The following is a 13563-nucleotide window of genomic DNA, read 5'->3' on the forward strand; positions in this document are numbered from 1 at the left end:
TCTGCTACAATAATATCATATCAGGCTTCAACCCTCTTTTAAATATACCACACTTTTGTAACTGAAACTGAATAACAGGTATGAAAAAAATATTGGTGATAGGCGCATCCGGTTTTGTTGGCAGAAATCTAACAAAACAATTAATCGCTGACGGTTACAGCGTAAGATGCCTGGCAAGAACGCCTGATAAAATCCGCGCTTTGGCAACAGCCGGTTGTGAGGTAGTACAGGGTGATGTATCTGATTTGGCATCTTTACAAAAAGCTACTTTATCGGTTGATGCCGTTTGTATTTCCATACAAACTGCCGGTACACAATCTGCTCATCAGGGCACAAAAGATTTTATGGATGTGGAAATTGCAGGATTGCAAAACATATTGGGCGCCTGCCAGCAAAACAAAGTAAACCGGGTAATTTATATTAGTTTTTTAGGAACATCTCCGGATGCAAAAAGTTCGTGGATAAGAGGCCGGTGGAAAGGAGAGCAACTATTATTAAAAAGCGGATTGAATGCTACCATCATCAGACCTGGAATGATCGTCGGCATTGGCGGGCAGGGTTTTAATGCGGTGCTTAGCAACGCGAAAAAAGGCACTGCCATGGTAATGGGGAATGGCAAACAAAGGTTTAGGTGCATAGCGATTAGCGATTTGGTATATTATCTAACAGGTATTTTGAATGAACCGAAAGCATTCGGACAAGCGTATGATGTGGGTGGCGATGAATTGTATAACATGGATCAGATGATTGATATCGTTGCCAATATTTTAAAAAACCCTCACCCAAAGAAATTTCATTTGCCGATGGGTGGTATAAGGGCTTTGTCTTTTATACTGGAGCCGATGATGAAAATGCAAAAAGGAGCATTGAAAGGTTTGATTGACAGTATGGAAACAGAACTTATCGGCGTTGACCCAAAAGCGATCACCAAAATACTACCACGAACCTTGCTCTCGTTTGAACAGGCTGCGGAAAAAGCGATTGAATCTACACAATAAGAATCCACCAAAAACAAAAAACCATGCGGGTATTTTTAACAGGAGCCACAGGCTTTATAGGATCAGCAATAGCGCAGGAATTAATTTGCGCCGGTCACCAGGTTATCGGGCTTGCAAGAACAGAGGAAGCCGCAAATAAATTAAAAACGGCAGGTTTAGAGCCGCATCGTGGTTCGCTTGTCGATCTTGAAAGCTTAAAAAGTGGTGCAGCCAAAGCGGATGGCGTTATTCACACAGCATTTGTTCATGCCTTTTCAAAAATAAGTCTGAACGATCGCCTTGCCGTTATTTTTGGCGGTTTGCCTAATGGTATTGCGGCGCGTTTTTTATCAAAAATTGCTGCGCTTGACAGTAATGCGATTGAGGCAATGGGCAATGTTTTAAAAGCTTCTGGTAAACCATTAATCATTACTTCCGGCACTATGATTTTACCTTTAGGACGAACTGTTACAGAAAAAGACAAACCCGATCCAACATCGCCGGCTGCATATCGGATGCGTTCCGAAGAAATCGCTATGGAGTTGGCTTCCCGTGGCGTTCGCACTTCTATCGTGCGGTTACCACCTACTGTTCATGGGGATGGCGATAAAGGTTTTCTATCAACCTTAATAAATATCGCCCGAAAAAAAGGAGTGTCTGGTTATGTTAATGATGGCCAAAACCACTGGCCTGCTGTGCACCGGTTAGACGCTGCACACCTTTTCAGGCTGGCATTTGAGAAAGGTTTGGCAGGCGCAGTGTATCATGGCGTGGCAGAAGAAGGCATTCCATTTATTGAGATTGCCGGAGCCATCGCAAAACAGTTACAAGTGCCGATAGCGCCTAAACCGGAAAAGCATTTTGGATTTTTGGGAAGTATTGTGGTGGCAGATAATAAAACCTCGGGCAAGGCAACAAAAGAGCTATTAGGCTGGAAGCCTGAACATACTTCGCTTATTGATGACATTGAAAACGGACAATATTTTAAATAACAGAAAATACGTTACGAAAAGACTGTTTAAATTTTGCTAAACGTGTTTTATATACTTCTTTTATCACCTAAAAAATGGTAAGTGTTTTATTTAAAATTGATGCCAATACTAAATTTTATACGGTAAAAGAAGCATTACGTTTTTTTCTGATATAAAATTTAAACAGGCTCAAGAATTTATAAATTGAGCTTATGTTAAACAAACAACCGCTTCGCATAAAAACAATAAGCGAATATCATAAACTGATGGGTTTGCCGAAGCCGGAGCATCCGTTAATCAGCCTGGTAAACCTTGATGATATAACAAAGCTTCCGTTAGAAAAATCTTTTAGTATCGTATTTGATTTTTATAGCATTTCATTAAAACGATATTCAAACATTAAGTATAAATACGGGCAGCAATCAAATGATTTTGATGAAGGCATATTGTTTTTTATGTCGCCGAACCAGGTAATGGCTATTAATATAGAAAACGCGGATTCCGCCAAAACCGAAGGATTGATTTTGTATGTCCATCCTGATTTTTTGTATGGTTCTTCGCTTGCCAAAGACATAAAAAGATATGAATTCTTTAGTTATTCGGTTAGCGAAGCCTTGTTTCTTTCCAGCAAAGAAGAAGATATCATTACCGGCATTTTAAAAAATATTCAAAGAGAATATCATGCTAACATAGATGATTTTAGCCAGGATGTAATTGTAAGGCAGTTAGATTTATTGCTTACTTATGCCGACAGATATTATCACCGACAATTTCTTACACGAAAAAACACCAACCATAAAATTTTAAACAACTTAGAAGAGGCACTGAATGAAATGTTTGAAGAAGTCAGGTTAGCAGAAAACGGAATTCCATCCGTGCAGTACATTTCTGATAAATTAAACATTTCAACCAGTTATTTGAGCAGGTTACTTAAAACACTTACCGGGCAAAGCACTCAACATCATATACAAAATCGTGTGATTGAAAAGGCAAAAGAAAAACTATCCGCCACTACCTTATCAGTAAGTGAAATTGCTTATGAATTAGGGTTTGAACATCCGCAATCGTTCAGCAAACTGTTTAAAACAAAAACAAATATTTCGCCGTTGGGGTTTAGGGCTTCGTTTAATTGAATAAAACCTTTGTCTTACAAGCAGATATTGGTAGAAGTTTGGTTATGATATTGGCTAAATTTTTGTAAATCTGCATTTCTGTACAAGCCTTATAATAGCTTTTATTAAGTAATAACAATGTTAAAAGTCATTAAAAAACAATGCCCTTTAATACGGGAGACTAAGATATGGATCTTTAATTTTTTTTAAAATGAAGTTAGTAGCAATAGAAGAACATTTTCTAACAAAAGCAGTAAGGGATGACTGGAATAAATATACTGATGCGAATGACCCAACCGAAAAACTAAACTTGGGCGAAGTTGAAAAACGCCTGGAAGATATTGGCCATTCACGGATTAAACTTATGGACGAAGCTGGCGTAGATGTTCAGGTGCTTTCACTTACAAGCCCAAGTTTGCATAATTTGGGAAGCGAAAGTATTAGTCTTGCTGTTCAAACTAACGATTACGTAGCCGAAATTGTAAAGAAAACACCTGAAAGGTTTCAAGGTTTTTCTGCGTTGCCAATGTTTTCACCGAACGATGCTGTAAAAGAATTGGAACGCTCCGTGAAAAATCTTGACTTAAAAGGTGCAATGCTCTGCGGACGAACACGCGAGAAAAATTTAGACCATAAAGATTTTTGGGGAATCTTTGAATGTGCAGAAACGCTCGGAGTCCCTTTGTTCATTCACCCGCAAATTCCGCAAAAAGCAGTTAGGGACATTTATTATTCAGGTTTTGACGAAATGACTGACCTTGCGTTTTCAACTTTTGGGCTTGGCTGGCATTACGAGTCAGGGATACAATTTGTCCGTTTGGTTTTAGCAAAAGTCTTTGACCGCTTCCCTAATCTTCAAATTATTCTTGGGCATTGGGGCGAAGTGATCTTATTTTATGCGGAACGATTGGCTTCGCTCAGCAAAGTTGCGAAGCTTGAAAAACCCTTTATTGATTACATACGCGAAAACCTGTATGTAACAGCAAGCGGAATGTTCAGCCAATCCTACCTGCAACGTTCTATTGAAATTATCGGGACAGAACGCATACTTTTTTCAACAGATTATCCTTATCAATACCGACCAGGACGAGAAGCAAGAAGTTTTTTGGAAGCAACAGAATTAAGTAATGTAAATAAAGAAAAATTTGCTTTTGCGAATTGGGAACGTTTAACAGGCAAAAAATAATATTATACAAAAACGGCTGGTAACATGGGGTTTGGCAATAGGCTGGCTGACGGAAGAGCAATCGGCTGCAAATCAATATCAGCAATAGTTCCAGCTTGACGGTATCTATTTAGCTATTACACATCAACAGCAGTTCGAGCCCGACATTCAATTTTCGGCCAAATTCAAAAGTGTTGGAGAAATTTACAAAAACCAATATTCAATTTATAGAAATCACACAACATTGGTTTGGCAAAAAACCGGCCGATGAAATCATTGAACTTTTGTTTTACTATTGTGCTTCAATTTTAGCTAAAGAGTCAAAAATTTAATAGATAAAAAAAGCATTTTACATCCTTCCTCTAAATTGGACGAAAGAAACTGTATGGTAAAAGAAGCATCAAACAACTTCTCTTACCTGATTTCAAAATCCGGGTTTACTTCCTGAACGCAAACAAAATCTTGTTCAATAATTCCTGACTAATCTTTCCATTGGTAGCAATTACATCACGGCTTTTAAGCATGTTACTTCCTCCGGAAAAATCAAAAACCTGTCCGCCAGCTTGTTTCATAATGATAATACCGGCAGCCATATCGTAATCGTTTAAGTTGTATTCGTAATAAGCATCAAAACGGCCGCAGGCGGTATAAGCCAGATCAACCGCGGCAGAACCTAAACGGCGCAAACCGTGTGTGCTTTGGATCAAATCTTTAAACAAATTCAGATAGGCATCTGCTTTTTCAAAATTGTAATACGGAAAACCGGTTGCCACCAAACTATCGGCCAAAGTTGGTTTATCAGAAACATGGATTTCTTTGCCGTTGAGGTAAGCCGGCGCGTCTTTCCAGGCATAAAAACATTCGTCCTGATTGATCTCGTAAACTACACCGAGAACCAGTTCTTCGTATTCTTTCAAGGCGATGCTTACCGAATAAACGGGCAAACCATGTATAAAATTTGTCGTCCCGTCCAGCGGGTCAATCACCCAATTGTATTGCAATGCTGTTTTTACCACTGTTTTTTCTTCGGTGATGAAACCGGCCCCGGGCAAAAGCTGCTGCAATTTGGCCACGATCATTTCTTCGGAAGTTTTATCTACATAAGAAACCATATCGTTTAAACCTTTAAACTCGATTTTATCGGCACGGAATTTCCCGGCTTCGGTACGGATAAAACTGCCGGCTTCTTTGGCCAGCGCAACTACTTCCAGGCACAATCTGTCTAAATTCATTTGGGATTTCTTTTTATGTTGAAGGAAAAAAACTTATGGACAAAATAACTGGCAATGCCCAAACTTAAAGCTGCAAGAACACGCGCCAGCGGCGGATATAAGTTAAATAAGCTTACAAAAATGCGTAGCAAACCTAAATTTGCAAAAAAACCCAGGATAGCTACACTTGCAAACCTGAAAAACTGTTTTCCGGCAGCAAGCTTGGAATTTGTAAAAACAAAAAATTTAGTCAGCAAAAAGTTACAACCAATTTGTACGATATAGGAAATAAAAAGCGCCGTTACATCCCCTGAAAATGTGTAATTGAAGATGTGTGTATTGTGGTATTTAAAATAATTATGATAACTGATAAAATAGATTAAAGCATCTAAAATAAACCCAACGCCGTTAGAAAGCATGAAACGGACAACCTCATTTTTCAGGAGTTTTTTAAAGGTTCGGTTTTTGATCTGAACGGCCATCAGCTGATAACGGGCGTACTTCTTTTATGCCTTAAAAATGCGGAAACGATCATGATCAATCCCCAGATCAACAAAACAGCCGAGATAAATTCTGCTTGTGTAAAAGCAATCCCGGCAACGTGATATTTGGTGTTTACACGGATCAATTCAATGCAAAAACGCTCTATACCATTCAAAATCAGATAAATGCCAAACATCAGACCCGGCGTTTTGATATATTTCCGCAGCCACCACAAAAACAGGAACAAACCGATGCAAACCACAGATTCGTAAAAGGATGTTGGGTAAACCGGTTGTGGCAAAATATGGCAAAACCGGCCAACGCAATCCGGAATTTGCACGCCTTCATCGCCCACGTTGTGCGGGAAACGGAACGCCCATACCCAATCCGGTGCCCAACTGAGCCAATTTGGTTTTGGGGCGAGGTTAACGATCCCCCAATCGCCATCGCCGGAAAGCTGGCAGCCGATCCGGCCAACGCCGTAAGCAATCATCATTCCGGGCGAACCAATGTCTGCCATGTGGATGAGCTTGATGCCATGTTTATGCGCAATGTACATTACTGCTGCACCGCCGCAAATCAGTCCGCCGTAAAAAGTCAAACCGCTGAAACCAATCAGCATCCCAACCGGGTCACGGATCAGTTCGTTCCAGTTTTCCAGCCCATTAAACAGTTTGGCACCGGCAAATCCCCAAAAAGCGGCCCAAACCAGCATCGTGCCCATCAATTCGTACGGGTGCACAGTTACTTCTTCGGTTTTGGGCTGAGATAATGCTGTTTTTTTCTTCTCCGCATAAGCCCAATAACCCAAAAGTATAGCCAGTACGATCCCGCCTAACCAGCTGCCACGCGTAGAAAGCAGGAACTCCTGCGGGTTGGCCACCAACATTTGGTAGTTAAAAACAGCATCGAGCAATTTATATCCAAGAAAAAAACCAAAAACTGCATTGGTGGCCAGTTCGGCAACAGAAGCCTGCTCGCCAATTGTAACGCGTTTTTTAAATGGATGGATGTAGCCGAGGCGTTCTTTCCGCTTCATTTCCTGCTCAAAAGCCCAGTAAGAAACGATAAAAGCCAGGGCCACAAAAAAACCAAACGTTTGAATGGGAAGCGGAATATTGATGCCGGTGAGATACCGGATAAGATCGGTTATGGTTGGGAACATGTGCTCAGTTTTTGAGCGAAGATAAAACTAATGCACCAGAATTTCTGCTGTTTCCTCAATTTCCATATCACCAGACGCAGCAATGGCCGTTAGCAAAACCGGGCGTATTTCGTTCACCATCAACGGATCGTAAACGGTTTCAATTTTAACATAATTTCTGGTGAAACCATGCATCAAGCCATTATTGGTTTCCCGCTCAAAAAGCACATCAGCCGGTTTTCCCACCTGCGATCCGTAAAAAGCCCTGCGTTTTTTATCGGATAAAATATGGAGCATTTTACTGCGATCGGCACGGGTAGAACCCGGGACTACGCCCTGCATTTCGGCCGCCAGTGTATTTTCCCGTTCAGAATAAGTAAAAACATGCAGGTAAGAAACCGGCAACTCGTTCAAAAAATTGTACGTATCAATAAAATCTTCACGTGTTTCATCAGGGAAACCTACAATCACATCCACACCAATGCAGCAATCAGGCATTAACTCCTTGATCTTAGCAATGCGTTCTACATACAATTCGCGCTTGTAACGACGACGCATCAAACTCAAAATTTTGTTGGAACCGGATTGCAGCGGAATATGAAAATGCGGCACAAAGCGTTTGGAAACGGCTACAAAAGTGATGATTTCGTCCGTTAATAAATTGGGTTCAATGGAGGAAATGCGGATGCGGTCAATACCTTCTACTTCATCCAAAGCTTTGATCAGATCGATAAATTTATATTGACGAACGCCATTGATCAAACCAAAATCGCCCAGATTTACGCCGGTCAGCACGATTTCCTTCACCCCGGAAAAAGCGATTTCCTGTGCCTGTTTAATCACATTGCCAATGGTATCGCTCCTGCTTGCACCGCGCGCCATCGGAATCGTGCAGAAAGAACAGGAATAATCGCAGCCGTCCTGCACTTTCAAAAAAGTACGCGTACGATCGCCGAAAGAATAGGAAGGAATAAACTGGTTTGCTTCTTTTACCGGCTGATTATAAACCAACGCTTTCGGGTTTTTGCTGAGATCGGTAATGTGCTGCACCAACTGAAATTTTTCCGCAGCACCCAAAACTAAATCCACCCCTTCAATTTCAGCAATTTCTTTCGGCTTTAATTGTGCATAGCAACCCACAATCGCCACGTAAGCCAGCGGAGAAATTTTCAATGCTTCTTTTACCACCTTTTTACACTTGCGATCGGCATTTTCTGTAACCGAACAGGTATTGATTACATAAACATCAGCCTGATCGGTAAAGTTAACTACTTCATAATCAGCTTGTTTAAACTGCCTGCCGATAGCAGAAGTTTCTGAATAATTGAGCTTGCAACCCAAAGTGTAAAAGGCAACTTTTTTGTTCATGACGTGGCCGCAAAGATAAAAAATATAGGGTAAAAGAAGCATTCGGTCCTATCGACCGGATGTAGAAATCTTATCAGATCAAAAAATCCTGACATCTGTTTAATAAAGATTTGGCCTTGTCTTTAAAACGACAAGATAGAAATTGCCTACTTCACCCCTTCGCTCCAGCGGTAGGTTTCGTGCTCCAGCCCGGCCAGATCTATAATGCGGTTTACTACCGTCATGGCTACTTCTTCAATCGTTTTCGGGCGACTGTAAAAGGACGGAACCGCCGGACAAATAATCCCGCCAGCTTCGGTAATGGTTTGCATGTTGCGGATATGGATTAGGTTGAGCGGCGTATCCCGGGCAACCAAAATCAGTTTTCGGCGTTCTTTCAGGATCACATCTGCAGCGCGTGTAGTCAGATCGTTGGAAATCCCGGCTGCAATCCGTCCTAAAGTCCCCATAGAGCAAGGCACAATAATCATCGTGTCAAAACGCGCCGAACCAGATGCAAACGGTGCCCAGAAATCAGCTTTGTTATAAATTTTGAAAGGCAGCTTTTGGTAACTTTCATCATCCAGCTCAAACCTCCAAACATCGCGCGCATTGTCTGACATTACGATGCCTACTTCCTGTATCTGATCTTGCAAAACCTGCAGTTTTTCCAGCAACAATTTGGCATAAACGGATCCGCTGGCACCGGTAATGGCAACTATGATTTTTTTCTTCATCAATTTTTAGGTGGTAAAAACAGCATCATTGTTTCAAATCTTTTTCATTTAACAACCAGATAATCCAAGTCAATTTTTAGGTGGTAAAAACAGCATCACTGTTTCAGGTTTTCTTCAATCAGCAACTGGATAATCCCATCTACCATGCCCACTTTCGGCACTAGGATATTTTTAATGCCTGCCCATTTCATCACCGTAATAAAAATCAGTGCAGCCGGGATAATTACGTCGGCACGGTCATTGTTCAAGCCTAAAACCTGGATACGGTCTTTTAAAGAATAAGAACTCAAATGATGATGCAAACTTTTTAACTTATTGAAAGACATTGGTTTACCTTCTTTTTCTTCGGATAGTTTAAACAGCTTATTGATGTTTCCGCCTGTGCCGATGCCGGTTATATCTTTATAAGCTTTGGTTTTGGCCGTTAGAAACTGCTCCATTTCTTTCCAGGTTTCGGCTTTGTCCTGATTGTCCAAAATCCGGATGGTGCCGATATTGAAAGATTGTGAGGCTACCAAAACGCCGTCTGAAAAAAACGATAATTCTGTACTTCCGCCGCCTACATCAATGTATAAATAGTTCTTTTTCCGATCTAATCTTTCTTCAAAATGGCTGGCGTAAATGATATTGGCTTCGCGCTGCCCGGCTACAATTTCCAAATTGATACCGGCATTTTTCTGCACCTCATGCACAATTTCCTGTCCGTTTGCCGCTTCCCGCATGGCCGAAGTGGCGCAGGCTAAGTATTTTGTCACGCCGTAAACATCCATCAGGTTTTTAAATGCCGACATCGTTTTGACCAGGTTTTCCACTTTTTTTGTAGAAATATTTTGGTCGATAAAAGCATCATCGCCCAAACGCAAAGGCACACGGATGAGCGTATTTTTTTTAAAAGTAACCGGATTTGCCGTTTCCATTACATCCGCGATCAGCAGGCGCACGGCGTTAGAACCAATATCAATAGCAGCGTATCTCAAAATTTTATTTCTTCTGTTTCAAATAATTGTAAATATCAAATTGCGACCTTATCCTGGTCTTTTCGTCTGATTTATGGTAACGGTTATTGTTCAGGCTGTTGATTTCCCTGGCTTTGGTATTATCGTGCAGCTGGATATCGATCATATCACGCACTTCTTTCTTCAGATATTTGTCTAAAATGGGGAAACCAACTTCTACCCGATGATCCAGATTCCGCGTCATCAAATCAGACGAAGTTAAAAAAACCTCTTCCCTTCCGCCATCTGCAAAAATATAAACGCGGGCATGTTCCAGGTATTTATCTACAATGCTGATCACTTCAATATTTTCGCTAAAACCTTTTACGCCCGGCACCAAACAACACATCCCGCGGATAATCAGCTTGATTTTTACACCGGCATTACTGGCTTTATACAGATAAGCAATCATGTTTTCATCAGCCAAACTATTCATTTTCAAGATGATATATGCCGGAATGCGTTTTTTGGCATTGGAAATTTCGCGGTCGATAAACTTGTACAATAACTGTCGAGAATCAATTGGGGAAACCAACAGGTTTTTAATCCCCTGCGGAACGGTGTTTTTTTGCAGTGCATCAAAAATGGCCACCAAACTCAGCGTAATTTTTTTATTGGCCGTAAGCAAGGTATGATCGGCATATATTTTTGCTGTTTTTTCATTATAATTTCCGGTAGATAAACAGGCATAATAAGCAATTTTCTTGTTTTCCATCCGCTTTACCAAACAAATTTTGGAGTGCACTTTATAACCCGAAACGCCGTAAATCACTTTTACACCCTCTTCCTCCAATCGGCGGCTCCAAAAAATATTGGCCTGTTCATCAAAACGGGCTTTCAGTTCTACCAAGCAATGCACCGTTTTACCATTTTTGGCGGCATTGGTCAGCGCGTTGATTATGCGCGAATTCTCGGCCAGCCGGTAAAGGGTTATGCTGATTTCTTTTACGTTCGGATCAATAGCGGCTTCACGCAAAAAATGGATGATGTAATCAAAAGACTGGTACGGCGTGCTGATCAAAAAATCCCGCTTGCTGATCATGCCCAGCAAACTCTTGCCAAAAGATAAATCAGGGACCTGCAATGATGGCAGTTTGGGATATTCCAATTCGGGCCGGCCAACGTTCGGGAAACTGATAAAATCCTTAAAATTGTGGTAGCGGCTTCCGGGGATCAAACTATCGGCCGTAAGCTGCAATTTCCGCACTAAATAAGAAAGCATGTCCAGCGGCATTTCCGTATCGTACAGCATCCGCATTGGTTTGCCTTTTTTACGTTTCTGCAGGCTTTTGGTAAGCGATTCGATAAATTTTTCGCTCACTTCTTTATCCAGGTCCAATTCTGCATCGCGCGTAAGCTGAATAGAATAGGCTTCAACTAAGTCATAATCAAAAATAAAAAAGATATCATCCAAACAGTAGCGGATAATATCATCCAGCAAAATAATGAATTTAAGCTGATTGGTTTCGGGCAAAACCAAAAAACGCGACATATTTTCCGGGATTTCGATCAGGGCCAGCTTGGCATTGCTTTCGTCATCGGTTTTGCTCAGCCGCACAAAAAAATATAACGCCTGATCTTTCAATTCGGGTATTGGCGTTTGCTTGTTCAGCATAATCGGCACTACGTTGGAAAGCAGTTTTTCCCGAAAATAATTTTTAACAAAAGTGCCGCGCGCTACATTCAACTGTTTGTCGTCCAGGATAAAAATCTTCTCTTCGGCCAGTTTTTTCAGGATGATGTTTTCGTACAGGTTGTTGAACTTTTTTTCTTCCTTGATAACTAAGTTTTTGATCTGACTTAATACTTTACGCGGGTTATAGCCTAAAATTTCTTTGGCTTTCTCGTTCAGGTTGGCCAAACGGTTTAAAGTGGCCACTCGGACGCGGTAAAATTCGTCCATGTTGGAAGAAAAGATGGCCAGAAAACGAACCCTTTCAATTAGCGGAACGGCCTCATCTGCAGCTTCCTGCAAAACACGGTCATTAAAATACAACCAACTAATTTCACGGTTGGTTAAAGGGATATGTTTGGAATTCATAACATACTAACAACAAAAAATTCCCGGATGGTTGTGCCGGGAATGTAAAAATCAGTATCTGATTGTTAACGGGTCCGTAACAAATCAATAATAAAACACTTTAGTTTAGCGGTCAACCTCAGAACCGGTTACTTCTGCAGGCGTAACTTCGTCTGTGGTTATGGCTTTTGGTTTGCGTGGTGCCCGTTTGCGTTTCACTGGTTCTGATGCTTCTTTTACCGCCTCTTTTTTGGCCTTCTCCTGTGCTTCAATTTCTTCTTTTTTGCGGCGCGGTGCACGCCTGCGCTTTACGGGTGGCGTGGCCGATGCTTCTTTTACCACTGTTTTTTCGTCGGGTTTGATTAAATTTTTGTCCACCGCAGGCAAAACCGGTTTGGCCACAGATCTGCTGGAAACAACAGGCGCGTTGGCCGATGCCTTGCTCAGTTTAGAGACTACTTTATCTGCTTTGGCATCCTTGTTTTTAAGTAATTTACCTGCCGGTTTATCTTTTTTACCGGCAGCTTTTGCTTCCGCTTTCTGTGCTTTTTTTAAGGCAGAAGTTATTTTTTGCGAAACAGATTTACCGGCTTTGGCAATTTCCTTTTTCAGTTTATCTGTATCGTGGCCCAGGCTTTTTACCGCTTCTGTAAACTTACCGGTCAGGCTGGTTTCCAGTTCTTTGTTTTTTACTTTTGGTTTTTCTTTTTTTTTCATCGGATATTGTTATTTAGTCGTGTAGTGATTAACGGTAAATTTTCTGATATTGTGCTAAATTGCAGTTTAGCACTTATTTCTGATAAAGCTATCAGATAAAATTCAATTCGATATAAATAAAACAATAAATTATGCCTTCTTTCGATATCATCAGCAAAATTGATGCACAAACGTTGGACAATGCCATCAACAATGCCAAAAAAGAAATCCTGAACCGCTATGATTTCAACGATTCTAAAAGCACGGTGGAGTTGGATAAAAAAACCAACGAAGTAACCATTGTAACCGAAAACGATATGCGCCTGAAAGCTATCCAGGACGCCATCATCAGCCGGATGGTAAAACAGGGGTTAGACCCCAACGCCATGGACTTTGGCAAGCAGGAATATGCTTCCGGAAACATGATCCGCAAAGAAATAAAAATTGTGGAAGGCATTGATAAAGAGGCCGCTAAAAAAATTGTAAAGAAAATAAAAGACAGCGGTTTAAAAGTGCAGGCCGCAATCATGGACGATCAGATCCGCGTTACGGCCAAAAAAATCGATGATCTGCAAGCCGTGATCACGCTTTGCCGCGGCGAAGATTTTGGCCAGCCGCTGCAATACAGCAATATGCGGAACTAATTATTTTTTGTTGGGTCGATTTGAGCTGATCGTATATCCATCAGATTGCCCGATTTTATAC

Annotated in this window: 13 protein-coding genes; 5 read left to right on the plus strand and 8 right to left on the minus strand. The window is 41.1% G+C overall.

The window, feature by feature from the left end; all coding sequences use genetic code 11:
• Nucleotides 1-80 precede the first annotated feature (80 nt).
• The 4 genes from ACOFKR_RS11255 (at nt 81) to ACOFKR_RS11270 (ending at nt 4246) form a co-directional block, all read left to right on the plus strand.
• Nucleotides 81-998, plus strand: a complete 918-nt coding sequence (locus ACOFKR_RS11255) for an SDR family oxidoreductase (RefSeq protein WP_419800895.1) — start codon at nt 81-83, stop codon at nt 996-998.
• Nucleotides 999-1021: 23 nt separating this feature from the next.
• The gene (locus tag ACOFKR_RS11260; protein WP_419800896.1) at nt 1022-1969 is read left to right on the plus strand and encodes an SDR family oxidoreductase; all 948 of its coding nucleotides are present in this window, start codon (nt 1022-1024) and stop codon (nt 1967-1969) included.
• A 191-nt stretch (nt 1970-2160) separates the two neighbouring features.
• A complete protein-coding gene (locus tag ACOFKR_RS11265) occupies nt 2161-3081 on the plus strand; it encodes a helix-turn-helix domain-containing protein (RefSeq protein WP_419800897.1) in 921 nt (306 codons plus the stop codon).
• Between the two features lie 190 nt (nt 3082-3271).
• Nucleotides 3272-4246, plus strand: a complete 975-nt coding sequence (locus ACOFKR_RS11270) for an amidohydrolase family protein (RefSeq protein WP_419800898.1) — start codon at nt 3272-3274, stop codon at nt 4244-4246.
• Nucleotides 4247-4662: 416 nt separating this feature from the next.
• On the opposite strand, the gene ACOFKR_RS11275 is transcribed toward ACOFKR_RS11270, so the two are convergent.
• The 8 genes from ACOFKR_RS11275 to ACOFKR_RS11310 form a co-directional block, all read right to left on the minus strand.
• Complete coding sequence (locus ACOFKR_RS11275) at nt 4663-5457, minus strand: inositol monophosphatase family protein (protein ID WP_419800899.1); 795 nt, start codon at nt 5455-5457, stop codon at nt 4663-4665.
• A complete protein-coding gene (locus tag ACOFKR_RS11280) occupies nt 5454-5918 on the minus strand; it encodes a GtrA family protein (protein ID WP_419800900.1) in 465 nt (154 codons plus the stop codon). The genes ACOFKR_RS11275 and ACOFKR_RS11280 overlap by 4 nt, the downstream gene beginning before the upstream one ends.
• Nucleotides 5918-7084: a prolipoprotein diacylglyceryl transferase gene (locus tag ACOFKR_RS11285; protein ID WP_419800901.1), complete on the minus strand. Its 1167-nt coding sequence runs from the start codon at nt 7082-7084 to the stop codon at nt 5918-5920. The genes ACOFKR_RS11280 and ACOFKR_RS11285 overlap by 1 nt, the downstream gene beginning before the upstream one ends.
• A 27-nt stretch (nt 7085-7111) precedes the next feature.
• Nucleotides 7112-8431: a tRNA (N(6)-L-threonylcarbamoyladenosine(37)-C(2))-methylthiotransferase MtaB gene (gene mtaB, locus ACOFKR_RS11290; RefSeq protein WP_419800902.1), complete on the minus strand. Its 1320-nt coding sequence runs from the start codon at nt 8429-8431 to the stop codon at nt 7112-7114.
• A 146-nt stretch (nt 8432-8577) separates the two neighbouring features.
• The gene (locus tag ACOFKR_RS11295) at nt 8578-9147 is read right to left on the minus strand and encodes a UbiX family flavin prenyltransferase (RefSeq protein ID WP_419800903.1); all 570 of its coding nucleotides are present in this window, start codon (nt 9145-9147) and stop codon (nt 8578-8580) included.
• A gap of 95 nt (nt 9148-9242) precedes the next feature.
• On the minus strand, nt 9243-10124 hold the full coding sequence (locus ACOFKR_RS11300) for an exopolyphosphatase (RefSeq protein ID WP_419800904.1): 882 nt from the start codon (nt 10122-10124) through the stop codon (nt 9243-9245).
• Between the two features lie 4 nt (nt 10125-10128).
• On the minus strand, nt 10129-12183 hold the full coding sequence (gene ppk1, locus ACOFKR_RS11305) for a polyphosphate kinase 1 (protein ID WP_419800905.1): 2055 nt from the start codon (nt 12181-12183) through the stop codon (nt 10129-10131).
• A 105-nt stretch (nt 12184-12288) separates the two neighbouring features.
• Nucleotides 12289-12879: a hypothetical protein gene (locus tag ACOFKR_RS11310; RefSeq protein ID WP_419800906.1), complete on the minus strand. Its 591-nt coding sequence runs from the start codon at nt 12877-12879 to the stop codon at nt 12289-12291.
• 131 nt (nt 12880-13010) lie between these two features.
• On the opposite strand from ACOFKR_RS11310, the gene ACOFKR_RS11315 reads away from it, so the two are divergent.
• Nucleotides 13011-13502, plus strand: a complete 492-nt coding sequence (locus tag ACOFKR_RS11315; RefSeq protein WP_419800907.1) for a YajQ family cyclic di-GMP-binding protein — start codon at nt 13011-13013, stop codon at nt 13500-13502.
• Nucleotides 13503-13563: the final 61 nt, after the last annotated feature.

It is taken from the genome of Mucilaginibacter sp. (genome assembly GCF_965201005.1).
Taxonomy (GTDB): Bacteria; Bacteroidota; Bacteroidia; order Sphingobacteriales; family Sphingobacteriaceae; genus Mucilaginibacter_A.